The organism is Streptomyces sp. HUAS MS02, assembly GCF_055702265.1.
Genome location: NZ_CM146747.1, coordinates 5,477,776 through 5,501,093, shown reverse-complemented (window position 1 = coordinate 5,501,093; position 23,318 = coordinate 5,477,776). Strand labels below are relative to the sequence as shown.

Below are 23,318 nucleotides of genomic sequence, written 5' to 3'. Positions count from 1 at the left end.
CGTCCTCGTCCGGCACCCCGGCTGTCCCCGCCTTGAACATCACCAGCACCCCTCCCCACTTACAGGGAGGCTGCCACGGCCGAATCCGTTGCGCCGCACGGTTTCCCGGCCGCGTCCGCCCGGCACCTCAGGCCCCCACCGGCACCCCCGTCCGCCCCACCGGTCCTCGCCGGATCACCAGCGCCATCAGGGCCGCCGCCGCGCACAGCGCGCCCGAGGCGTACCAGACCACGTCGTACCCGCCGAAGACGTCGCGGGCGAGGCCGCCGAGGAAGGCGACGAGGGCCGCGCCGACCTGGTGCGAGGCCAGGACCCAGCCGAAGACGATGGCGCTGTCCTCGCCGTAGTGCTCGCGGCACAGCGCCATGGTGGGCGGCACGGTGGCCACCCAGTCGAGGCCGTAGAAGACGATGAAGAAGACCATCGGGAGATGGACCTCGGGCGCCAGCAGCATCGGGAGGAAGAGCAGCGAGACGCCCCGGAACGCGTAGTACACCGCCAGCAGCCGCCGTGAGTCGAAGCGGTCCGTGAACCAGCCCGAGGCGATCGTGCCGAGGACGTCGAAGACCCCGATGACCGCCAGCAGCGAGGCCGCCGCCGTGATCGGCATGCCGTGGTCGTGGGCGGCGGGCACGAAGTGCGTCTGGATGAGGCCGTTGGTCGACGCACCGCAGATCGCGAACGTGCCGGCCAGCAGCCAGAACGGCCCCGTCCGCATCGCCGACGACAGCACCCGTACCGCCCGCCGCGCGGCCCCGTGCACAGGCCCCGGCTTCGGCACGAACTCCCGCGCCCCGTACGGCTTCAGCCCCACGTCCGCCGGATGGTCGCGCAGCAGCAGCCAGACGAAGGGCACGACGGCCAGCGCGGCGAGCGCCACGGTCACGGAGGCGGGCCGCCAGCCGCGCTCGGAGACGATCCACGACAGCAGCGGCAGGAAGATCAGCTGCCCGGACGCCGAGGCCGCGGTCAGGATGCCCGAGACCAGACCCCGCCGTTCGGTGAACCAGCGGTCGGTCACGGTCGCCGCGAACGCCAGCGCCATCGAGCCGGACCCCAGCCCCACCAGCAGCCCCCAGCAGAGCATCAACTGCCAGGCCGAGGTCATCCACACCGTGGCACCGGCCCCGACCGCGATCACCGTCAACGCCGCCGCGACGACCCGTCGGATGCCGAAGCGGTCCATCAGCGCGGCGGCGAAGGGGGCCGTCAGCCCGTACAGCGCGAGGTTGATCGAGACGGCCGACGCGATCGTGCCCCGTGACCAGTCGAACTCCGCGTGCAGCGGATCGATCAGCAGCCCCGGCAGCGAACGGAAGGCCGCCGCGCCGATGATCGTCACGAAGGTGACGGCGGCGACGAACCAGGCCCGGTGGATCCGGCCCGGCCGGGCAGCGGCTCCGGCTCCCGTTCCCGTACCCGTTCCATCATCAGCACCCGCGTCGGATCGGGAGTCGGCGGCGGCACGGGGCTCAGCGGCCGTAGGGGAGTCGGCTGCGGCTCGGGAGTCCGCCTCGTCGGCTGTCTGGGTCATGCCGTCAAGCTTCCGACCTGCGGTCATCCCGGACGAGTGGCCGAAAGGACAGCATTCGCTAGGATCGGGCCATGCCCACCGCCCCGCACCGCGTCGTCGTGCTCGCCCTCGACGGTCTGCTCCCCTTCGAGCTCGGCATCCCGCAGCGCATCTTCGGCAAGGCGCGGGACGCGGCGGGACGGCCGCTGTACGAGATCGTCACCTGCTCGATCCGGCCGCCCGGCCCGGTGGAGACGGACGCCGACTTCGCGGTCCTCGTCCCGAACGGCCCGGAGGCCCTCGCCACCGCCGACACGGTCGTCGTACCCGCCGCGTACGAACTCGGCCCCGTCTACGAGGAGGGCGTCCTCACCCCCGAACTGGCCGCCGCCCTCGCCCACGTCCGCCCCGGCACCCGGCTGGTCTCCATCTGCACCGGCGGCTACGTCCTCGCCGCGGCCGGATTCCTCGACGGCCGCCCGGCGACCACGCACTGGTACCACGCGGAGCACTTCCAGCGGCTCTTCCCGAAGGTACGGGTCGACGCGGACGTCCTCTTCGTCGACGACGGCGACGTCCTCACCTCGGCGGGCGTCGCGGCCGGGATCGACCTGTGCCTGCATCTCGTACGCCGCGACCACGGCACCGCCGTCGCCAACGACGTGGCCCGGCGCACGGTCGTGCCACCGCACCGGGACGGCGGTCAGGCCCAGTACATCCAGCGCCCGCTGCCCGAGCCGCAGAGCGCGACCACGACCGCCGCCCGCGCGTGGGCCCTGGGGCGGCTCCACGAACCGATCCAGCTCCGGGACATGGCCGCGCGGGAGTCCATGTCCGTACGCACGTTCACCCGCCGCTTCCGCGAGGAGGTCGGTGTCAGCCCGGGCCAGTGGCTCACCCAGCAGCGCGTCGAACGCGCCCGCCACCTCCTGGAATCCACCGACCTCACCATCGACCAGATCGCCCATGACGCGGGCTTCGGCACTGCCCAGTCCATGCGGCAGCACCTGCAAGGGGCGCTGGGAGTGACCCCGACGGCGTACCGGCGGACGTTCCGCGCCACCGCGACCGCCCCCGCCACCGCCGAAGCCACCGCAACCACCGCGACCGCCGAAACCACAATTTCCAGCGCACCCAAGCCCCTCAGAACGTGAGCACCGCCCGGGCCACCCGCCCCTCCCCCGCGTCCTCCGCCGCCTTCGCGAAGTCCTCCACCGGATAGGTGGCCGTGACCAGTTCGTCCAGGAGCAGGCGCCCCTCCCGGTACAGGTCGGCGTAGAGGGCGATGTCCCGCTGCGGCCGCGACGATCCGTAGCGGCAGCCCAGGATCGACTTGTCCAGGTAGAGGGAGGAGACGAGGAAGGACGCCTCGGCGGTCGCGGCCGGCACCCCGAGCAGGATCGCCTGCCCGTGCCGGTCCAACAGGTCGACGGCCTGGCGGATGAGGTCGACCCGGCCGACGCACTCGAACGCGTGGTCGGCGCCGGTGGGGAGGATGTCCCGCACCCCGTCCACGGACGTCAGGAAGTGCGTGGCGCCGAACCGCCGCGCCACCGCCTCCTTCTCCGGATTCGCGTCCACGGCGACGATCCGCGTGGCTCCCGCGATCCGCGCGCCCTGCACCACGTTGAGCCCGATCCCGCCGGTCCCGATGACGACGACACTGTCCCCCCGGTCGACTTTGGCCCGGTTGAGCACGGCCCCCACCCCGGTCAGCACCCCGCACCCGATCAGCGCGGCGGAGGTCAAGGGGATGTCCTCCGGTATCCGTACGGCCTGCACGGCCTTGACCACCGTCTGCTCCGCGAAGGCTGAGTTCGCGGCGAACTGGAAGACCTCCCGCCCGCCCCGCGAGAACGGCCGCGTGGGCCGCCCGATCGCCCGCCGGCACATGGTCGGCCGCCCTCGGTCGCAGTCGGCGCAGGCCCCGCAGTTGGCGAGGGTGGACAGGGCGACGTGGTCCCCGGGCCGGACGTGCCGGACCCCCGCCCCCACCTCCGCGACGACCCCGGCGCCCTCGTGCCCGAGCACCACGGGAACAGGGAACGGAATGGTCCCGTCCACCACCGACAGATCGCTGTGGCAGAGGCCGGCGGCCGTGATCGCGACCCGCACCTCACCGGGCCCCGGCTCGCGCACGGCCAGATCGTCGACGACCTCGGCCCGCTTCCCGTCGAACACCACTCCGCGCATGGCCTCCACCCTTCGGTGTTCTCAGCCTCTCGGCTCCCTCGGCAGACCGAGCACCCGCTCGGCGATGATCGTGCGCTGCACCTCGTCCGAACCGCCGTAGATGGTGTCGGCCCGGCTGAACAGGAACAACTGCTGCGACGGGTCCAGTGCGTACGGCTCCGCCGCCGACCACTCCCGTGGTCCGACGGCCGCCTCCGCGCCCCGCACCTCCATCGCCAGCTCCCCGAGCCGCCGGTGCCACCGCCCCCACAGCAGCTTGGCCACGCTCGGCGCGCCCGGCTCCGCGCCGCCCTCCGCCCCGCCGAGCGTGCGCAGGGCGTTCCACCGCATGGTCTTCAACTCAGCCCACTGCCGCACGAGTCGATCGCGTACGACGGCGTCGTCCACCGCCCCGCTGTCCACGGCGGCCCGCACGACGCTGCCCAACTCCTGCTCGAACCCGATCTGTTGAGCGAGTGTCGACACCCCGCGTTCGAAGCCGAGCAGGCCCATGGCGACCCGCCAGCCGTTCCCGTCGCCCCCGACGACATGCTCCGCGCGGGCGTGCGCCCCGTCGAAGAACACCTCGTTGAACTCGCTCGTCCCGGTCATCTGCCGGATGGGCCGCACCTCGATCCGCCCCGGCTGGTCCATCGGCACGAGCAGCAACGACAGCCCGTGGTGCCGCTCGGAGCCCGCCTCGGTCCGGGCCAGCACGAAGCACCAGTCGGCCTCGTGGGCGAGCGAGGTCCAGATCTTCTGCCCGGTGATCCGGTACGACCCGTCCCCCGCGCGCTCCGCCTTCGTCCGCACACCGGCGAGGTCGGACCCGGCGCCGGGCTCGCTGTACCCCTGGCACCAGAGTTCGTCGCCGCGCGCGATCGCCGGCAGGAACCGCCGCTTCTGTTCCTCGCTCCCGAACGCGATCAGCGTCGGCGCGAGCAGTTTCTCCCCGATGTGACCGGAGCGGGCTGGTACGTCCGCCCGCGCGTACTCCTCGGCCCACACCACCTGTTGGACGAGCGTGGCCGTCCGGTTCCCGTACCCGCCCTCGCTCCAGCCGAGCCCGACCCACCCGGCGGCACCGAGCGTCCGCTCCCAGACCCGCCGCTCCACGCGCACCCCGGCGTGCGCCCCCAACCAGGCCCGCGCGTCCGCCCGGAAGGCCTCGTCCTCATCACTGAACCCGAAGTCCATGCCGCCTCCAAGATGACCGCCAAGCGGATGACCGCCGAGCTGATGACCGTGTGCCGTCGCGTGCGGCGACCGGCGGCGGGCCGAAAGGCACGGGGCGCAGCCCCGGCTTTTCAGGGGCGCGGGGAACTGCGCGAGCAACCACGACGCACCCGTACCCGCCGACGCACAGGCACCCCCACCCCCTCACGCGTTCGGCCGCGCCCCATCCGCCGCCGCACGAGCCATCCCCTCCACCCGCTCCAGCATCGGCATCGGATCCACCCCCACCGCCCCCGGCAGGAACTCCGCGATCCGCTCCGGCGTCCAGCCCCCTTCGGCGTACGCGGCGCGCAACTCCCGCGGCTGCGCCCACACCGCGATCTTCGGCCCGGCGACCGTGTACACCTGCCCGGTGATCCCCGCCTCCCGGGCCCGCTCGGACAGCAGATACACCACGAACGCGGCCACCTCCTCCGGCTCGCCGATCTCGGTGAGCTCCATCGGCACCCCCGCCGACATCCGCGTACGCGCAACTGGCGCCACCGCGTTCGCGGTCACCCCGTACCGGTGCAGGCCAAGCGCGGCGCTGCGTACCAGCGAGATGATCCCGCCCTTGGCCGCGCTGTAGTTGGCCTGCGAGACGGACCCCTGGTGGTTGCCGCTGGTGAACCCGATCAGGGTCCCGGCCCGTTGCTTGCGCATGACGGCGGACGCGGCCCGGAACACGGTGAAGGTGCCCTTGAGGTGCGTGGCGATCACCGGATCCCACTCCTCCTCGGCCATGTTGAACAGCATCCGCTCCCGCAGGATCCCGGCGACGCACACGACCCCGTCGATCCGTCCGTACGTCTCGACCGCCGTGTCCACGACGCGCTGCCCGCCGGCCATGGTGGAGATGTCGTCGGCGACGGCGACCGCCTCGCCCCCGGCCGCCTCGATCTCCTTGACGACGGCCTCGGCGACGGAGCTGGTGGGTTCGGAGCCGTCGACGGAGACGCCGTAGTCGTTGACGACGACGCGCGCTCCCTCGGCGGCGGCGCCGAGGGCGACCGCCCGGCCGATCCCCCGCCCCGCTCCGGTGACGGCGACGACCTTGTCTGCCAGGAAATGTCCCACCCCGAGCCCTTCCCCTCATCACGTCCCCCGGCGAACCACTGCTCGCCGGACCACCGATCACCGAATCGCTGCCTGCCGGACCGCTACCCGATGTCGCGCACATCTGATGCACTGTTATCTGACGGGTCGTTAGATTTGCTCGTACGGCGATTCTACGACCCGCCGGATACGCCACCACAAGCCCCCGGGGAGGCCCGATGTCATCGCCCACGGAGTTCGCCGCGTTCACGGACATCGCCAAGCGCGTGAACAACTGGGGGCGTTGGGGGGCGGACGACGAGATCGGCACCCTCAACCTGATCACCGACGAGGTCGTCCGGCAGGCCGCCGCCTCGGTGCGCTCCGGTCGCCGCGTGCCGCTCGCGCTGCCCCTGCAGCAGGACGGCGTGCAGACGGGGATGATGCCGGGCCGGGTGAACCCGCTGCACGCGATGGTGCAGATCAACCAGGAGATCTTCGGTCCGGGCACGGTCGCGTGCAGCGACGACGCGGTGACCATGGGGCTCCAGTCGGCGACCCACTGGGACGCGCTCACCCATGTCTCGCACTCGGGCCGGATCTACAACGGCCGTCCCGCGGACACGATCACCCCGCACGGCGGCGCGGCTTTCGCCGGTATCGACAAGGCGCGGCACATCGTCTCGCGCGGCGTCCTGCTGGACGTTCCGCGCGCCCTGGGGCTGGCCGACGACCGGCTGCCCGGCGGCCACGCCGTCACCCCGGAAGACCTGGACGCCGCCGAGGAGTTGGCGGGCACCCGGGTCCGCGCGGGCGACATCGTGCTGGTCCGCACCGGGCAGATCCGGTCCTATCTCGCCGGGGACAAGCACGCGTACGCGTTCCCGTCGCCGGGGCTGTCGTTGCGCACCCCCGAGTGGTTCCACGCGCGTGATGTGGCGGCCGTCGCCAATGACACCCTGACGTTCGAGATCTTCCCTCCGGAGGTCGAGGACCTGTGGCTGCCGGTGCACGCGCTCGACCTGGTCGAGATGGGGATGCCGCAGGGCCAGAACTGGAACCTGGAGGAGTTGTCCACAGCCTGTGGACAAGCAGGGCGGTACGACTTCCTGCTCTCGGCGATGCCGGAGCCGTTCGTCGGGGCGACGGGCACACCGGTGGCGCCGATCGCCATCCTGTAGACCGCCTCCCGCGGGCGCGCAGGCCGACTGGCGGCGCGCCGCCCGCCCCGAGCACGGCACCGCGCGCCGCCATCCGGCTTCGGCGTACCCGCCCTTGTTCCCCGGGCCCTGCGGTGAGCCGGTGCCGAATCACGACCCACACTCGTCGAGGGCCTCCGTGACCGTGACCCTCGTCGTCCCCTCGCGGCGAATCGCTGAACACAAGCGTGATCAAACGGACATGGCGCGTCAACACCCGTTGGGGGCTCGGCCGCGTGGAACCGGCGTAGCGGCGGTGCGTACGGGAGCACGTCCCGGCGCACGGTTCGGCTACCGCCGGGGGCCGACCAACGCAGCGCGCTCACGCGCAGGCGTGTGCGGCGCACATGTGGGTGACCGAGTGCGCCTGTTGACTCGGGAGTGCGCCTCGCCGCGCGACCCCAGGTGACATGCGGCTGATCGCGCAGTTCCCCGCGCCCCTTGGAAGCAGAGGTTTCGTCCCCTGAAAGCAGGGGCTTCGGCCCCTGCTCCTTGCCTCCTCGCCCCGGCCTACACCGCCTCGTACGCCAACCCCTCGCGCACCGCCAGGCTCTCCCGGGCCACCGCCGCCACACCCGTGGCCGCGCTGCACGCCGGATAGACCGCGGGAGTCGTCGCCACGCCTCCACCGCTTCCGAAGCCCGAGGCGCCCACACCGCTCGCCGCCCCCGAAGCCCCCGGCACCACCCGGTCCAGTTCGCACCAGATCCGTTTGCCGACGCCCTCGTGGCTCCAGCCCCAGCGGTCCGCGAGGACGTCGACGAGGGCGAGGCCGCGCCCGCCCGTCTCGTCCCCGTCGGCGCACCGCGGGGCCGGCGGACACGCGCTGCCGTCGACGACCTCCAGGCGGACCTTGCCGATCATGCCGTCACGGAGGCCGGACAGCAGCAGCCGCAGCACCGCCGGACGCCCGGTGTGCACGACCGCGTTGGTGACCAGCTCGGAGACGAGGAGGATCAGCGTCTCGGCGAGCGGTTCGTCGTCCCCTATACCGGACCCGGAGAGCCGTGCACGGGCCCATCTCCGTGCGCGACCCACCTCTGCGGGGTCGGGCCGGATCTCCAGCTGCACTTGAAGCACCTGCACCGCTCACACCATCCGAACCGGCGGACACATCGCCGCACGCCCCTCTGGGGCCACGATCGTGGTCATCTGCTGCCTGGCCGACGCCACCGCCGTCGACACCATCGGCACCGGGATCACGGAACGTGATCCCCTTACAGGACAGCATGGTTGACGTACAGTCACCCCAACAAGCGCTTCGGGCATATTCCAGCGCGAAGGAGTACGCATACGGCATACTGTGCGACGCTCGCCGCGGGGAGTCGAACAGACCGGGGCGTCGAGACTCCGGCCCACTTCACGAGCGCCGGGCACCGCCGGATCCGGGGCCGCCACAGGGGCAACACCGGCTCGGCTCGACCTCGGAACCACTCGCATCCACCAGAAGGTACCGGAGCGGAACTCCGACTCCAGGCCGTGACAAGTCACGCCTAGGACACAACACGATATCGACGCTCGGTAATTCCGGTATGCCACGTTCCGCGACATTCGACCGGGCGACTGCCACGCATTCCCCTTCCCGCCCTGGTCAGCGCGCTCAACTCGCGTCGCTCAGCAGTTCTCCCGCCAACATCTCCTCACTCTCCGTAATTGATCCGCCACGTTCCGCCCGCACCCACGCACGCTTCAGACACAGGTGTACGTCGGCCTCCCAGGTGAACCCCGAACCACCGTGGACCTGAAGGGAGTCGCGGGCGCCGCGCACCGCCGCCTCGTCGGCCAGCAGCCGGGCCGCCGCTATGTCGACCGGGTCCAGGGTCACGGCCGCCGCGTACACCGCCACCCGCGCGACCTCCACCCGGACCAGCAGTTCGGCGCAGAGGTGCTTGACCGCCTGGAAGGCGCCGACCGGCCGCCCGAACTGCTCCCGGGTCCGGGCGTGTTCCACGGCGGCCTCGCAGGCCCGCACGGCCGTGCCCACCTGCTCGGCGGCGGTGAGCAGTACGAACAGATCATCAGGGCGGACGGCGGAACGGCCCCCCGGCACCCGGTGCAACGGCGTCAACGGGTCCACCGATCGCAGCGGTACGGCCCCGGCCGCGTCGCCGGTCACCGCATCGGCCTCGTCCAGCCACTCCACCAGACCGCCACCCCCGACAGCGGTCACCACGGTCTCCCCCGTCGCCGCGCCCGGCACCACGCCCGCCGCGAGATGGGTGGCCACGAGCGGCCCGGGCAGCAGTGCGCGCCCCGCCTCCTCGAACACCAACACGGCCTCCGGCACCCCGAGCCCGACCCCGCCCTCGTCCTCGGCCAGCCGCAGGGAGAACAACCCCACCTCCCCCAACTCCCGCCACAGCCCCCGGTCCAGCCCGCCACCCCCGTCGACGGCGGCCCGCAACTCCTCCGCCCCGAAGCGCCGGGCCAGCACCTCCCGGAAGCCGCTCTTCAACACCCGCTGATCCTCGGTCAGTCGAAACCGCACAAGCCCACAGCCCCTCTCCAACGCCGAGCAGTGCGACACGCGCCGCTTCCAGGGGCGCGGGGAACTGCGCGAGAACCCCCACCGAACCAGCACCCGCCAGCCCACCCCAGCCCCCAGCCCACTAGGCGCCCTCGTCCCACCTCACCCCTTCGGCAACCCCAAGATCCGCTCCCCCACGATGTTCCGCTGAATCTCCGACGTCCCCGCGGCGATCGTGTACGACAACGAACTCAGCCGGTCGAGAACCCACCCACACCCCAGATCGAGCGCACCCGCCCCCAACACCTCCGCAGCCGCCTCGTACAACTCCTGCCGAGCCCGCGAATACCGCAGCTTGAACACCGAGCCCCCCACCCCCGGCACCCCGCCGGAGGCCTCCCCCTCGCTGACGTTCCACTGGGTGAGCCGCCACAGCGCCCGGAACTCCGCGTGCAACCGCCCGAGCCGCCGCCGCACACCCGCGTCGTCCCAGACCCCGTTCGCCCGCGCCTGTCTCGCGACCTCCCCCAACACCCGTCGGCAGGCGACCACTTCACCCACGAACGCCGTGCCCCGCTCGAACGACAGCGTCACCATGGTCACCCGCCAGCCGTCGTTCTCCGCGCCCACCCGGTTGGCGACCGGCACCCGCACCTCGTCGAGGAACACCTCGGCGAACTCCGTGGAACCGGCGAGGGTGCGCAGCGGCCGTACGGTCACTCCGGGCGCGTCCATCGGCATCGCCAGCCAGGAGATGCCCCGGTGTTTCGGCGCCTGCCCGTCCGTCCGCACCAGCAGCTCGCACCAGTCGGCGACCTCGGCGTGCGAGGTCCAGATCTTGGACCCGCTGACGACGTACTCGTCGCCCTCCCTGCGCGCGCGCGTCCGGAGCGCCGCGAGGTCGGACCCGGCGTCCGGTTCGCTGAACCCCTGGCACCACACCTCCTCGCCCCGCAGGATCGGCGGCAGCCAGCGCGCCCGCTGTTCGGCGGTGCCCTCGGCGGCGATGGTGGGGCCGGCGTGCAGCAGCCCGACGAACCCCGCGCCCACGTACGGGGCACCCGCCCTCTCGGTCTCCTCCAGGAAGATCAGCCGGATGGTCGGCGAGGCGTCCCAGTGGACGTCGGCGTACCCGGCGTCGTACAGCGTCCGCTGCCAGCCGAGGTCGTAGGCGCGCCGCCCCGGCCAGTCGTCGGGCGACGGCTTCGGCGGCAGCGAGGGGAGCGTCTTCGCCAGCCACTCCCGCAGCCGCGCCCGGAACGCCTCCTCCTCCGGGCTGTACGCGAGATCCATCGGCCGGGGCCCTACGTGCCGAGGCCGCGGTCGCGGTCGAAGTCGAGGTCGAGCATGCGGATCGCGTTGCCGCGCATGAGCTTGTAGACCGTCTCGTCGTCGAGGCCCTTGACGTGGTCGAGGGCGACCTCCTTGGTGTGCGGGAAGGTCGAGTCGACATGCGGGTAGTCGGTCTCGAAGGTCGCGTTGTCCCGGCCCACGACGTCCAGCGAGGCGACCCCGTGCTTGTCGCGGAAGAAGCAGCAGAACATCTGCCGGTAGTAGTACGTCGACGGCGGTTCGGGGATCAGGTCGCGCACCCCGCCCCAGGCGCGGTGCTCCTCCCAGACGTCGTCGGCGCGCTCCAGGGCGTACGGGATCCAGCCCATCTGACCCTCGCTGTAGGCGAGTTTGAGGGTCGGGAACTTCACCAGGACCCCGCTGAAGAGGAAGTCCATCATCGAGGCCATCGCGTTGTTGAAGGAGAGCGAGGCCTGGACGGCGGGGGGCGCGTCGGGGGAGGCGGCCGGCATCTGGGAGCTGGAGCCGATGTGCATGTTGACGACCGTGCCGGTGTCCTGGCAGGCCGCGAAGAAGGGGTCCCAGTAGCCGGAGTGGATGGAGGGCAGGCCGAGGTAGGTGGGGATCTCGGAGAAGGTGACGGCCCGGACGCCCCGGGCGGCGTTCCGTTCGATCTCCTCGACCGCGAGGTCGATGTCCCACAGGGGGATCAGACAGAGCGGGATCAGCCGGCCGCCGCTGTCGCCGCACCACTCCTCGACCATCCAGTCGTTGTAGGCGCGGACGCAGGCCAGGGCGACCTCCTTGTCGTGCGCCTCGGCGAAGGTCTGGCCGCAGAAGCGCGGGAAGGTCGGAAAGCAGAGCGAGCCCTCGACGTGGTTGAGGTCCATGTCCGCCAGCCGCGCCTTCGGGTCCCAGCAGCCGCGCCGCATCTCCGCGCGGGTGATCCCCTCCAGCGTCATCTCGTCCCGGTCGAACCCGACGGCCGCGATGTTCCGTTTGTACGGGAACTTGAGGTCCTCGTAGATCCACCAGTCGGTCGGCGGTCCGTCCGGGTCCATCGTGATCTGGTACTTGCCCCCGACGTACGCGAGCTCACCGATTCCGGCGGTGAGGGGCTTGGGGCCCCGGTCGCGGTACTTCTCCGGCAGCCAGGTCTCGAAGAGGTGCGCGGGCTCGATCACATGGTCGTCGACGCTGATGATGCGGGGCAGTTCGGTCATGGGTCCCCTCCAGCGAGCCATTTCTGACGGACCGTCAGCTAGGTCCTCTCCAGCAGGCTAGTGGCGCACCTCTGGACCGACAAGGCGCCCGGCCCTACGCTCTGCCCACGATCTGACACATCGTCAGTTGAATGCGGCAGGGGGCCCTCCGTGACCGATGCGCCCGATGTGACCGATGTGAGCGAGGCGACCGAGGCGACCGAGGCCGCCGATACCGCCCACGTACTCAGCGGGTCCGGCACCCTCTGGGAACTCCTCGACCGCCGCGCCGGCCTCACCCCCGACCGGCCCGTGCTCCTCCAGGACGACCGCACTCTGACCTTCGGCGAACTGCGGTCCGGCGCCGAGCGGGTGGCGGCCGGGCTGTACGACCGGGGCGTACGTCCCGGCACGGTCGTCGCCTGGCAGCTGCCCACCCGGATCGAGACGGTCCTGCTCTCCTTCGCCCTGGCCCGCCTCGGCGCCGTCCAGTCGCCGGTCATCCCCTTCTACCGCGACCGCGAGGTCGGTTTCGCGCTCCGGGAGTCCCGGGCGGAGTTCTTCGCGGTCCCGGGCGAGTGGCGGGGCTTCGACCACACGGAGATGGCCCGACGGCTGGAGGCGCGCGGGATCTTCGAGGCGTACGACCGCCTCCCGGACGGGGACCCCGCGACGCTGCCCGCCCCACCCGCCGACGGCACCTCCGTCCGCTGGATCTACTGGACCTCGGGCACCACCTCCGACCCCAAGGGCGTCCTGCACACGGACCGTTCACTGATCGCGGGCGGCTCCTGCCTCGCCCACGCCCTGCGGCTCGGCGCGGCCGACGTGGGCTCGATCGCCTTCCCGTACGCGCACATAGGCGGCCCCGACTACATGGTGATGCTCCTGCTCTACGGCTTCCCGGCCGTGCTGTTCGAGCACTTCGCGCTGCCGGCCGCGCTGGAGGCGTACCGCAAGCACGGGGTGACGGTGGCGGGCGGGTCGACGGCGTTCTACTCGATGTTCCTGACCGAGCAGCGCAAGCAGCCGGGCGAACCGCTGATTCCCTCCCTGCGGCTGCTCGCGGGCGGCGGCGCCCCCAAGCCGCCCGAGCTCTACCACGCGGTCGTGCGGGAGATGGGCGTCCAGCTCACCCATGGGTACGGCATGACCGAGGTGCCGATGATCACGATGGGGGCGCCGGACGACTCGGCGGAGAACCTGGCGACGACGGAGGGGCGGCCGCCGGAGGGGATGGAGATCCGGATCGCGCCGGACGGGGAGGTGCGGCTGCGCGGGGAGGCCGTCTGCCAGGGGTACCTGGACCCGGCGCAGTCGGCGGCGGCCTTCGACGCGGACGGGTTCTTCGTCACCGGCGACCTCGGGCATCTCACCGACAGCGGCCATCTGGTGCTGACCGGCCGCCTCAAGGACGTCATCATCCGCAAGGGCGAGAACATCTCGGCCAAGGAGGTCGAGGACCTGCTGCACCGGCATCCGGCCGTCCAGGACGTGGCGGTGATCGGGCTGCCGGACGCGGAGCGCGGGGAACGGGTGTGCGCGGTCGTCGAACAGCCGCCGGGAGCCGATGCGCTGACGCTGCCGGACGTCACGGGCTGGCTGCGCGCGGAAGGGCTGTCCGTCCACAAACTGCCGGAGCGACTGGAGCTGGTGGACGCCCTCCCGCGCAACGAGACCCTGCGGAAGGTGCTCAAGTACAAGCTGCGCGAACGCTATTCATGACCGCCGACGCCGGCCGCTCTCGGCCGCCCGCCTACTCCGGCACGGTGAAGTAGCGGGCGAAGGCGTCGACGACCTCCACCTCGTCCACCTTGCCGTCGGCGTCGGTGTCGAGGGTGGCGGCGGCCGCGGCGGCGACCTCCTCAGGGGCACCGAGGGCCTTGAGGACCCGGGCGGTCTCCTCGACCGTGGCCTTGCCGTCCCCGTCGGCGTCCGCGACGGCGAGGGCCGCGTGCAGGAAGGGGCGGGCGATCTCGGCGAAACGGCCGGGGTTGTCGCGCAGCCGCTTGACCGCGCCGTTCACGAACTCGTCCTGGGTGATGCGCTGGTCGCCGTCCCGGTCCGCTATGCCGGCCATGCCCTGCCAGAAGGCCTCGGCGCCGCCGTACAGGGCCTGGCCCTTGTCCGAACGGGCGGTGGTGCCGAACTCGTTGAGAACCGCCTTGCTCGCCGCGCTGAAGTCCTCGCGGTCGATCCAGCCGTTGCCGTCCTGGTCGAAGGTGGCGAACCGGGCGGCGATCCTGCGCTCGTACTCGCTGCTGACCATGTCTCCTCGGGCCCGCCTTACGTCAAGTGGGGTGCTTCTCGGACGGAGCGTACGACGTCAGAAGCCCGGGCGGAGCGGAAAGCGGCGCTTGTACCAAGACTGCGGGAATTCCGGGACAACTGTGTGGCCGCCGAGACACCCCAAGTGGGACATATCACACGTACGTACTGCTCATGGGAGGGGTGCGGGGTCAGGCCGACAGGGGGTCGGCCCGGTCGTCCGCGTCCGGCGCGACCGCCGAGGGGACGTCCGGATGGACGTCGAAGAGACGGCGGACGCCGAGGGCGTCGAGGACGCGGTTGACGTGCGCCCCTTCCGCCGGGCCGCCGCCCGCGCGGCCGTCGGCGGGGAGGATCAGCCGGAGCCGTCCCCGGCAGGAGCGCATCAGACGGCGGGTGGCGACCAGTACGCCCACGCCGCTGGAGTCGCAGAAGACGACGGCGGAGAGGTCGAGGACGAGACTTCGGCGGCCGTCGGCCACCGCCTCGTGCACCCGCTGACGGAGCACGGGCGAGGTGACCAGGTCCATCTCCCCGGACACATGCAGTACGGCCCATTCGCCTTGCTCGCCGTCGGTCACTTCGAACGCCACCGCGATGCCTCTCAGTCGCCGAACCGGAAGCCACTGCACCGCTTCCTGCTGCGCGGCTGCCCCGCCGTCGTTCCATGAAACACCGAGGGCCCGGCGAAAGCGCGGGGTAAGCGAGCCAATTCCAGGCCCTTTTCGGTGCGTTTTCCATCGAGTACGGTCGCATGTGATCGAACTTTGATCACGAATGGCTTCAGGATCGATCCGATCTGGACTCAGACGGGCCCAGCTCGGTTGGATTCGTGCAGATCAGGCACCTCATATGGTCGTACAGGCATACGGAAGGCGGGCGGACGCCCACGTGGGCGGTGTGGAAACGGCTTACCCGTGAGGTGCATACCACCTCCGGCCCCGCGAGGGGCGCGCATTGCCATAAAGGGGCGTGCGCGGTCAGCGGTGCCGACTACATTCGGGACGGCGGTGCGCACAGGCTGGAATCGGGTCGGAGGGCAGCCGACGGCCGACCGACAGCGGACCGGGCGGTCATCAGGAACGGCGCAGGTGAGAGCAGGGTGAGGGGCTGTATGGCGACGATGGACGCACCGCCCCGCTGGGACCGCAAGATGCAGCAGCGGCTGGCGCGGGGCGAGGCGGCGGCGCTCGGTGAGCTGTACGACCGGTTCGCGTCCCTCGTGCACGGGCTGGCCCACCGTGTCCTCGGCGACGAGCGGGGCGCCGACGGCATCACGCGCGAGGTGTTCCTGCGGCTCTGGGAGAACCCCGAGGCGTACGACCCCAAGCAGGGGCCGCTGCGGTCCTGGGTGGCGGCGCTGACCCACCGGCTGGCGGTCCAGCGGCTGCGGGCCGACGAGACCGCCGCGCTCGCCCGGGGCGGCGAGGGCACGGCGGAGGACCTGGAACGCAAGGTCCACCAGGCGTCGGTGGCGGCCCGCGCGGACTACATCGTGCAGGCCATGCCCGCCCCGCTGCGGGCCGCGCTGGAACTGGCCTATTTCCAGCGCCGTGACTACCGCCAGACCGCCACCGACCTGGGCGTCACCGAGGACGAGGCCCGACGCCGCCTCCGCCTCGGCCTCCAGCTCCTCTCCACCGCCCACGACACCCGCCCCTCCGGCACCCCACCCGAACCCGGGCCCCGCACATGACCACCACACCGAGCCCGCACGAACCGCCCGAGCCGGAGAACGGGGGAACCCCCACCCCGCCCCGCCCGACCGGGCCGGGTTCCGCCGACCCGACCGCACGACCCGCCTCCGACCACGGAAGCCGTCCGGCCGGCCGAACCGGCCCCGACGAGCGGGACGAGGACGGATTCGAGGAGGGGCCCGCGGAAGGGTTCAGGAACGGACCCGGGGAAGGGCCCGCGGAAGGGTTCAGGAACGGACCCGAGGAAGGACTCTCGGAGAGGGCTGGCAACGAGCTTGGCGAGGGCCCCGGAACCGGCCGCGGCGAACCGACCATGGCGAGCGGCATGGGCGGCCCGAGCGGGTCGGACGGACCGGGGGAGCCGAGCGGACCGGGCGAGCCGGGCGAGTCCCACGGCTCAGGCGAGCCGGACGGCCCGGACGGCTCAGGCAGGCCGGGTGAGGCAGCCGGACCGAGCCAGCCGGGCGAACCGGGCGGGCCCGGGGAGCCGGGCGAGCCGCGTGGGCCTCAGGATGGCGGTGGTGAGCCGGTGGGGCCGCCCCGCATACCGCTGCCGCGCACCTCCGTGGAGGACACCGGAATGCCTCTGCCCGACGCCGTGCCGAACCCCACCCCGGAGACGCCCCCACGGCCCGACGCAACGCCGCACCCCACCCCGGCAGCGCCTCCGCCGGCTTCCCCTCTCCCCGGTACCCCCGTGCCGCCCGGTTCTTCCGGGGCCCCCGGCTCCCGCCCTCCCCTCGTGCTGGAGCACCGGGTGCTGAAGGCGTTGCTCGGGGCCTGGGCCCTCGCGGTGTGCTCCGCCGATGAGGCGCTGGCGGTGGAGGAGCATCTCGGGGTGTGCGGAGGCTGCGCCGACGAGGCCCGGCGGCTGCGGGAGGCCGTGGGGCTGTTGCACCCGCCGGAGAGCCTGGACCTCGACCCGGCCCTGCGCACCCAGGTACTGGACGCCTGCCTGCGCCGCCGCCCACCTCGTATCCCCGTCCCCCGCTGGGCCGCCCCGTACGACGCGGAGACGGCCCGGCTGGACGCCCTGCTCCAGGACATCGGCGCCGCCGACTGGCACGCCCCCGTCCGGCTGCGCTGGTTCGAGGGCGCGGGCCCGGTGAACCGTCGTACGACCGTCGCCGGGGTCATCGCGCACCTGCTCACCGTCGACGGGCTCGTCGCCGCGGCGCTCGGCCTGGACGATCCGCTCGCGGCGCTCGGACCGGACGACGGGCTCGAACCGGGCCCCGGCGAGTCCGCCGTCGCCCTCTCCCCGGCGGCTCGCACCGAGGCGTACTGGAAGGCGTCCCACTTCCCGCCCACCCGCGCCCTGCGCGCCCCCTGGCGGCAACAGAGCCACGACATCGTCCGCACCACCTCGTTCACGGGCGGCGACGACCCCGACGGCTCCGGCACCCCCGGCAACTCAGGCGCCTCAGGCACGTCAGGCCGCCTGACCGTCCCGTACGGCGGCTTCGAGCTTCCCCTCCAGGACGCGATGCTCGATCGGGCGTTCGAGTGCTGGATTCACGCGGAGGACATCGCGGAGGCCGTGGACTACCCGTACGAGCCGCCCTCCGGCCGCCATCTGCACGGCATGATCGACCTGGCGGCCCGCATGCTGCCCGCGTCGCTGGCCGAGCGCCGCAGGACCGGGCTCGCGTCCCCGCCCCCGCCCGGCCGCCACCTGGTACCGGCCGGCACCCCCGGCCGCAGCCTCCGCCTGGAGATCGAGGGCTCCGGCGGTGGGGAGTGGCTGATCCCGCTCGACTCCCCCGCGGCCCTCGGTTCCGCCGACCACGAAGTGGCCCACGTGGCCCTGGACGGCGTCGAGTTCTGCCGGCTCGCCGCCGGGCACGTACCTCCGGAGGAGGCGGCCGCCGGACAGGGCGGCGACCGGGAGGCGATCAGGGACGTGCTCTTCGCGGCGGCGGCCCTGAGCCGTATGTGAGGGACCCGGGGTCCGCGTACCGGATCCGCCGCTCACCGCGGCTCACGTCCACGGGGAACCCGGGTAGAGCGCGTCGGCGGGCCCGGGCTCGCACTCATCCGCCCGGCTTCAGGCGAAGACGACCGTCCGGCGCCCGTTCATCAGGATGCGCCGCTCGGCGTGCCACTTGACCGCCCGCGCGAGCGCCTGGCACTCCACGTCACGCCCGACCGCGACGAGCCCCTCGGGCGTCACGCCGTGGCCCACCCGCTCGACCTCCTGCTCGATGATCGGCCCCTCGTCGAGGTCGGCGGTGACATAGTGCGCCGTCGCGCCGATCAGCTTCACCCCGCGCGTGTGCGCCTGGTGGTACGGCTTCGCGCCCTTGAAGCTCGGCAGGAAGGAGTGGTGGATGTTGATGATGCGCCCGCTGAGCTGCTTGCAGAGGTCGTCGGAGAGGACCTGCATGTAGCGGGCCAGCACGACCAGCTCGACGTTCTCGTCGCGCACGATCTCCAGCAGCCGCGCCTCCGCGTCCGCCTTGGTCTCCTTGGTCACCGGGATGTGGTGGAAGGGGATGTCGTACGACCCCACCAGCTCGGCGAAGTCGGTGTGGTTGGAGACGACGGCCGCCACCTCCACGGGCAGCGCGCCCGTGCTCGCCCGGAAGAGCAGGTCGTTCAGGCAGTGCCCGAACCTGCTGACCATCAGGACGATCCGCATCTTCTCGTCGGCCAGGTTGATCTGCCAGTCCATCTGGAAGGAGTCACCGATCGCGGCGAAGCTGGCCCGCAGCTTGTCCACGTTCACCGGGGCGTCCGCCGAGAAGTGGACGCGCATGAAGAACAGACCCGTGTCGTGGTCGCCGAACTGCTGGCTGTCCTCGATGTTCCCGCCGGTCATGAAGAGGTAGCTCGACACGGCGTGCACGATGCCCGGCTTGTCGGGGCAGGCGAGGGTGAGGACGTACTGGTCGGCGGGCGCCGCGGCTCGGGTGGACTGCTCGTTCATGCCCGACAGGGTCCCATATGGCGTACCCCCGTCGGCAACCGTCCCGAGGGCCGGACCGCGGACGGCCCCCTACGCCGCCCTGGTCATGATCCGCAGCACTTCGAGCGTGCGCGGCGGTGTGTCCGGGTCCTCGCCGTCGCTCATCGAGAGCCGTACGTGGGCCTCGCGGGCGGCGCGGACGGCCTCGGGCCAGGCCTCGTGGTCGAGGTACGCGGAGACGGGCGCGTCCGGACCCACCTGGTGCATGATCCGCAGCACGCGCAGCACGGCGGTGTCGACGAGGGCCGCCTCCTGGGCGTCACGGAAGATCGTGCCGACGTACTTCTCGGCGGACCAGTTGTCCAGCCAGGTGTCCTCGACCAGGCGGTACACGGCGTCGGTGACGTCCCCGTACCCGTCGGCACCGGCCAGCCAGACGTTCTGCTGGAACGCGGGGTCGGAGAGCATGTGCAGCGCGGAGCGCACATTGCTGCGCCAGCGCCACCACGGCATGTCATTCAGTGGCATGCCGCCCATGGTGAACGAGCGACGCCCACGACGGGAAGGGGTCTCCGGGCCTTGGACGGTCATCGATCACGCATTCCTCTCTGAAACCACTCGAAAATACGATCGTAGCTCCTCGCAATTCACCCCCCGGTCACCTCACGTTGACCGTCCGTCACGCCCCGGTTGGTGGTGTGGCGGAATCGTGCAGAGCCATGACTGGCTTCCAGGCACAACGGACACCACAGATCCCAGGCCCTCCCCCAAGCCTTGCCACACGCCTGGTCAGAGCCACCACGCTGGCGGCGTGTGCCTCACTCGTCGCCGGGTGCGGGGTCGTCCCCGGTACCACGGGGGATACCGGGGACGGCCCCGTCACCGTCATGACCTGGGCCCCCGAGAAAACCGCCGCCACCAACAAGCCCGGCATGCCCGCGATGGCCAAGGCGTACGCCCGCTGGGTCAATGCCAACGGCGGCATCAACGGCCGCGAGCTGCGGATCCTGACCTGCAACGACCGGAACGAGACGGTGACGGCCGCGAAGTGCGCCCGCCGCGCCGCCGACGAGGACGTCGTCGCGGTCGTCGGATCGTACAGTCAGCACGGCCGTTCCTTCCTCACTCCGCTGGAGTCGGCGGGCATCCCGTACATCGGCGGCTACGGCGTCACCGACGCCGAGTTCGCCAGCGCCCTGTCGTACCCGGTCAACGGCGGACAGGCCTCCCTGATGGCCGGCCTCGGCGAGCAGCTCGCCGAGGACTGCGGCCCGGTCGCCCTCGTCCGCCCCGACTCGATAGCCGGCGACCAGCTGCCGCTGCTGCTGAACTCGGGACTGCGGTCCGGCGGCCACGGCGCGTCGGAGGACCAGCTGGCCGCCGAGGACGCGACCGAGTACGGGGGGCACGCCCGGGAGGCGCTGCGGCGGGCCAGCACCGAGCCGGGCACGGAGGGGTGCGTGGTCCCCGCCCTGGGCGACCGCACCTTCACCTTCATGGACTCCTTCCGCCGCGACCGCGCGGACTTCCCGGACGTCCGTACGGGGACGGTCCTGGGCAGCGTCGACCAGACGGTGATCGACGCGACCGGGGGGAAGTCGGGGCCGTACGAGGGGGCGTACGTCACCGGCTGGTACCCGGTGGAGAGCGACAAGCGGTGGGACCGGATGAAGGAGGTGATCCGGGAGCACGCGTTCGGCGACAACCGGATCGATCCCGCGGACCCGGGGGTGCAGACCACGTGGATCGCGTACACCGTGCTGACGGCCGTCCTCCGGAAGATCGGTGACGGAGAGGTGACCGCGCAGGCGATCCGGCGCGTCCTCGACGACGGTCTGAAGGTCGGCACCGGCGGCCTGACCCCGCCGCTCAGCTGGCGCTTCGAGGACCTCATCGCCTCCGCCGGCTTCCCCCGCCTCATCAACCCCGAAGTCACCTTCCAGATCGTCCGCAAGGGCCAACTGATCGCGGCCCGAAGGGACTTCGTGAACGTGGAGAAGACCCTGGTGGAGGCAGCAAACTGACCGCACCGCCGAAGTCACGCGATCGAGTCACGACCGACGAACGCCCCCGGGGGTGACGGACGGGGCCCCGGGCGTCACGGGCAAAAAGCCCCCGGGTGCGACCGGCGGGAGGCCCCGGGCGCGGTCGGCGAAGGGCCCCGGGGTGCGGCCGGCAAGAGGCCCCGGGTGCGGCCGGCCAAGGGCCCGGGATGGGACGGACGAAAGGCCCGGCGCGGCCGGCAAAAGGCCCCGGGTGCGACCGGCCAAGGGCCCAGGGTGCGGCTGGCCAAGGGCCCGGGCGACCGGCGAAAGGCCCCAGGTACAGCTGGCAAGAGGCCCCGGGTACAGCCAGCGAAGGGCCCCGGGCGCGGCCGGCCAAGGGCCCGGGATGGGACGGGCGAAAGACCCCAGGTGCGCGGCTGGCAAAGGGGCCCGGAGTGCGGCCGCCAAGGGACCCGGGGTGCCGTCGGCAAGCAGCCCCGGGGCCGGGCTTCTACAGTTGGACCGCCTGGCGTTCGGTCAGGGTGTAGGTTTTGGCGATCTTGTTCCAGAGTTCGGCGGCCTTGGTCTTCTCGGCGCTGGCCGTGGCACTGGCCTGGTTGCCGGCCTGGGTCTGGCCGGTGGTGCGGGCCTGACCCTTCTTGCAGCCCTTCTTCCTGGCGGTCTGGTCCGCCCACGCGGCGTAGTGGTTGTCCGCGGAGGCGGACGCCTTCCAGGCGTTGGTCAGCGAGGTGGTCAGGGCCTCGTGGTCCGGCAGCCGGTCGACGGGCAGCTCACCGAGCCGGGTGACCAGGTCGTTGCGCTGCTTCGCCGCGTCCCGCAGGTCCGTGGCGGCCTGGCCCAGGTTGGAGCAGGTCTTGATGTTCGCGACCGCCTTGATCACGCTGCTCCGGCTGTCGCCGCTGTCCGCCAGCAGCTTGTCGAGCGCGACCGCCTGCTCCCGCGCCGGATCCGCCGACGAGGACGCCGACTCCTCGGGCGCCCCGGACGCCGACACCGGCCTGTTGTCGCTCGGCGACGAGTCGTCCCCGGACCCGGCCATCAGCGCGCCCGCCCCGATCCCGAGCACCGCGATCCCCACACCGACGAGCGCGATCAACGGCACCCGCGATCTCGTACGACCGCCCCCGCCGCCCCCGCTCTCTCGCCTCTGGGAGGCCCGCCCGGCATGCCCACCATGGCCTCCGTGGCCTCCGTGACCGCCGGGTCCGCCGTGGCCGCCCGGACCCCGCGGCGGCTGCGGGGCATGACCGGGGTCGATCTTCGGCAGTTGCTGGGTGGACCCGGGGGCGCCACCGGCCCCCGGCTCGTTCCGGAAGAGGCTGTCGAACACGTCCGGCTGCTGCTGACCCTGCTGCGAACCCGGCGCGCCGTACGACCGGGCGCGCGGCTGCGTCTGCGCGGCCACCGGCGGTATGTACTGCGTCGCCGCCTCGTCCGGATGCCCGGTGCCGTGGTCCGGGACCCGCCCGAGATACGCCGTCGCGTCCCCCGACGCCTCCGGCGGCAGCGCGCCCGGCCCGACCGGCGGCAGGAACTGCGTGGCGGCCTCGGCTGCGGGCGCCTGGGCGACCACCGGCGGTATGAACTGCGTCGCAGCCTCGTCCCCCGGCATGGCCCCGGCCGCCGGCACGAACGGGATGTACTGGGTCGCCCCCTCGTCCACGGGCGGCAGCGGCGCGCTCTGCGGCTGCTGCTGCGGCTGCTGTGCCTGGGGCGCCGCCCCGGCGGACGGCACGGCCACCTCTCCCGCGACCGGCGGCAACGGCGCACCCGTCCCCGCCCCGCCATACCCCGCGCCCCCGTAGGCCGCCCCTGGCGCCCCCTCGGGAGGCAGCGGCATCCCACCCTGGGTGCCGTAGCCCTGAGCGGCCGGGGCGTCGTAGGCCCCGTACGCCTGACCGGCCGCGTCACCCTGGGGCGCGTACGCCCCCTGGGCGCCGTACCCGGCGTGTCCACCCGCCGTGCCGTACGCGTCCTGCGCCCCGTGCGCTCCCCACTCCGGCGCGGGGGGCGCACTGTTCCAATGGTCGGCCTGCGGCTGGGCGGACGGCGCCGGGGTCTCCTCGGAGCCCCACTGCCGCTGCTGGTCCCACGGCCGAACCGGGGCAGGCGGCAGCGGGGCCGGCGGCAGATCTCTCGGGTGGAGCGGCGCCCCACCGTCCGAGGGCAGCACGATGCCTTCGCGCGCGGTCCGCGCCGAGGGCTCCTCGCCCTGTCCACTCTGCGTCACCGAGACTCCTACGAATGGGGGACTTGTGGAATCGTCGACTCACGCTACCGGGTCCGAACGACACCCCACGCACCACCCGCGCCCGAGCAGGACGGCTTCGCCGCCCTGCCGAG

Annotated in this window: 19 protein-coding genes; 6 read left to right on the top strand and 13 right to left on the bottom strand. The window is 72.4% G+C overall.

What is annotated here, in order from left to right; translation table 11 throughout:
* Window positions 1–127: 127 nt before the first annotated feature.
* Window positions 128–1,534: an MFS transporter gene (locus ACZ9QC_RS23760; protein ID WP_472914962.1), complete on the bottom strand. Its 1,407-nt coding sequence runs from the start codon at window positions 1,532–1,534 to the stop codon at window positions 128–130.
* Window positions 1,535–1,605: 71 nt separating this feature from the next.
* Here ACZ9QC_RS23760 and ACZ9QC_RS23755 point away from each other — a divergent pair, with 71 nt between their 5' ends.
* Window positions 1,606–2,667, top strand: coding sequence for a GlxA family transcriptional regulator (locus tag ACZ9QC_RS23755; protein WP_472914961.1), 1,062 nt, complete (start codon window positions 1,606–1,608; stop codon window positions 2,665–2,667).
* Here the strand turns inward: ACZ9QC_RS23755 and ACZ9QC_RS23750 are convergent.
* From ACZ9QC_RS23750 to ACZ9QC_RS23740, 3 genes are all read right to left on the bottom strand, one after another.
* Complete coding sequence (locus tag ACZ9QC_RS23750; RefSeq protein WP_472914960.1) at window positions 2,657–3,706, bottom strand: Zn-dependent alcohol dehydrogenase; 1,050 nt, start codon at window positions 3,704–3,706, stop codon at window positions 2,657–2,659. The two genes, ACZ9QC_RS23755 and ACZ9QC_RS23750, sit on opposite strands and share 11 nt — an antisense overlap.
* A gap of 21 nt (window positions 3,707–3,727) precedes the next feature.
* Window positions 3,728–4,882: an acyl-CoA dehydrogenase family protein gene (locus ACZ9QC_RS23745; RefSeq protein WP_472914959.1), complete on the bottom strand. Its 1,155-nt coding sequence runs from the start codon at window positions 4,880–4,882 to the stop codon at window positions 3,728–3,730.
* Between the two features lie 183 nt (window positions 4,883–5,065).
* Window positions 5,066–5,977 carry an SDR family NAD(P)-dependent oxidoreductase gene (locus tag ACZ9QC_RS23740; RefSeq protein ID WP_472914958.1) on the bottom strand — a complete coding sequence of 304 codons (912 nt, stop codon included), beginning with the start codon at window positions 5,975–5,977 and terminating at the stop codon, window positions 5,066–5,068.
* A 197-nt stretch (window positions 5,978–6,174) separates the two neighbouring features.
* Here ACZ9QC_RS23740 and ACZ9QC_RS23735 point away from each other — a divergent pair, with 197 nt between their 5' ends.
* Window positions 6,175–7,116, top strand: a complete 942-nt coding sequence (locus ACZ9QC_RS23735) for a cyclase family protein (RefSeq protein ID WP_472914957.1) — start codon at window positions 6,175–6,177, stop codon at window positions 7,114–7,116.
* A gap of 528 nt (window positions 7,117–7,644) precedes the next feature.
* Here ACZ9QC_RS23735 and ACZ9QC_RS23730 read toward each other — a convergent pair.
* The 4 genes from ACZ9QC_RS23730 to ACZ9QC_RS23715 all read right to left on the bottom strand — a co-directional run bounded on the left by ACZ9QC_RS23730 (window position 7,645) and on the right by ACZ9QC_RS23715 (window position 12,117).
* A complete protein-coding gene (locus ACZ9QC_RS23730; protein ID WP_472914956.1) occupies window positions 7,645–8,220 on the bottom strand; it encodes an ATP-binding protein in 576 nt (191 codons plus the stop codon).
* A gap of 514 nt (window positions 8,221–8,734) precedes the next feature.
* Window positions 8,735–9,622 carry an acyl-CoA dehydrogenase family protein gene (locus ACZ9QC_RS23725; protein ID WP_472914955.1) on the bottom strand — a complete coding sequence of 296 codons (888 nt, stop codon included), beginning with the start codon at window positions 9,620–9,622 and terminating at the stop codon, window positions 8,735–8,737.
* Between the two features lie 141 nt (window positions 9,623–9,763).
* Window positions 9,764–10,894 carry an acyl-CoA dehydrogenase family protein gene (locus tag ACZ9QC_RS23720; protein WP_472914954.1) on the bottom strand — a complete coding sequence of 377 codons (1,131 nt, stop codon included), beginning with the start codon at window positions 10,892–10,894 and terminating at the stop codon, window positions 9,764–9,766.
* An 11-nt stretch (window positions 10,895–10,905) separates the two neighbouring features.
* The gene (locus ACZ9QC_RS23715) at window positions 10,906–12,117 is read right to left on the bottom strand and encodes an amidohydrolase family protein (protein ID WP_472914953.1); all 1,212 of its coding nucleotides are present in this window, start codon (window positions 12,115–12,117) and stop codon (window positions 10,906–10,908) included.
* A 150-nt stretch (window positions 12,118–12,267) separates the two neighbouring features.
* On the opposite strand from ACZ9QC_RS23715, the gene ACZ9QC_RS23710 reads away from it, so the two are divergent.
* On the top strand, window positions 12,268–13,821 hold the full coding sequence (locus ACZ9QC_RS23710; protein WP_472914952.1) for a class I adenylate-forming enzyme family protein: 1,554 nt from the start codon (window positions 12,268–12,270) through the stop codon (window positions 13,819–13,821).
* Between the two features lie 31 nt (window positions 13,822–13,852).
* On the opposite strand, the gene ACZ9QC_RS23705 is transcribed toward ACZ9QC_RS23710, so the two are convergent.
* Window positions 13,853–14,365: an EF-hand domain-containing protein gene (locus ACZ9QC_RS23705; protein WP_472914951.1), complete on the bottom strand. Its 513-nt coding sequence runs from the start codon at window positions 14,363–14,365 to the stop codon at window positions 13,853–13,855.
* Window positions 14,366–14,555: 190 nt separating this feature from the next.
* A complete protein-coding gene (locus ACZ9QC_RS23700) occupies window positions 14,556–14,963 on the bottom strand; it encodes an STAS domain-containing protein (protein ID WP_472921779.1) in 408 nt (135 codons plus the stop codon).
* Between the two features lie 515 nt (window positions 14,964–15,478).
* On the opposite strand from ACZ9QC_RS23700, the gene ACZ9QC_RS23695 reads away from it, so the two are divergent.
* Window positions 15,479–16,060: a sigma-70 family RNA polymerase sigma factor gene (locus tag ACZ9QC_RS23695; RefSeq protein ID WP_472914950.1), complete on the top strand. Its 582-nt coding sequence runs from the start codon at window positions 15,479–15,481 to the stop codon at window positions 16,058–16,060.
* 326 nt (window positions 16,061–16,386) lie between these two features.
* Window positions 16,387–18,000 (top strand): MDMPI N domain containing protein, encoded by a 1,614-nt coding sequence (locus tag ACZ9QC_RS23690; RefSeq protein WP_472914949.1) that lies wholly within the window; start codon window positions 16,387–16,389, stop codon window positions 17,998–18,000.
* A 108-nt stretch (window positions 18,001–18,108) separates the two neighbouring features.
* Here ACZ9QC_RS23690 and purU read toward each other — a convergent pair whose 3' ends face one another.
* Window positions 18,109–18,990: a formyltetrahydrofolate deformylase gene (gene purU / locus ACZ9QC_RS23685; protein WP_472914948.1), complete on the bottom strand. Its 882-nt coding sequence runs from the start codon at window positions 18,988–18,990 to the stop codon at window positions 18,109–18,111.
* Window positions 18,991–19,059: 69 nt separating this feature from the next.
* Window positions 19,060–19,560 (bottom strand): SCO4402 family protein, encoded by a 501-nt coding sequence (locus tag ACZ9QC_RS23680; RefSeq protein WP_215456258.1) that lies wholly within the window; start codon window positions 19,558–19,560, stop codon window positions 19,060–19,062.
* 128 nt (window positions 19,561–19,688) lie between these two features.
* Here ACZ9QC_RS23680 and ACZ9QC_RS23675 point away from each other — a divergent pair, with 128 nt between their 5' ends.
* Entirely contained in the window at window positions 19,689–20,993 is a 1,305-nt protein-coding gene (locus tag ACZ9QC_RS23675) for an ABC transporter substrate-binding protein (RefSeq protein ID WP_472914947.1), read from the top strand.
* 472 nt (window positions 20,994–21,465) lie between these two features.
* On the opposite strand, the gene ACZ9QC_RS23670 is transcribed toward ACZ9QC_RS23675, so the two are convergent.
* Window positions 21,466–23,205, bottom strand: a complete 1,740-nt coding sequence (locus tag ACZ9QC_RS23670; protein ID WP_472914946.1) for a hypothetical protein — start codon at window positions 23,203–23,205, stop codon at window positions 21,466–21,468.
* Window positions 23,206–23,318 lie beyond the last annotated feature (113 nt).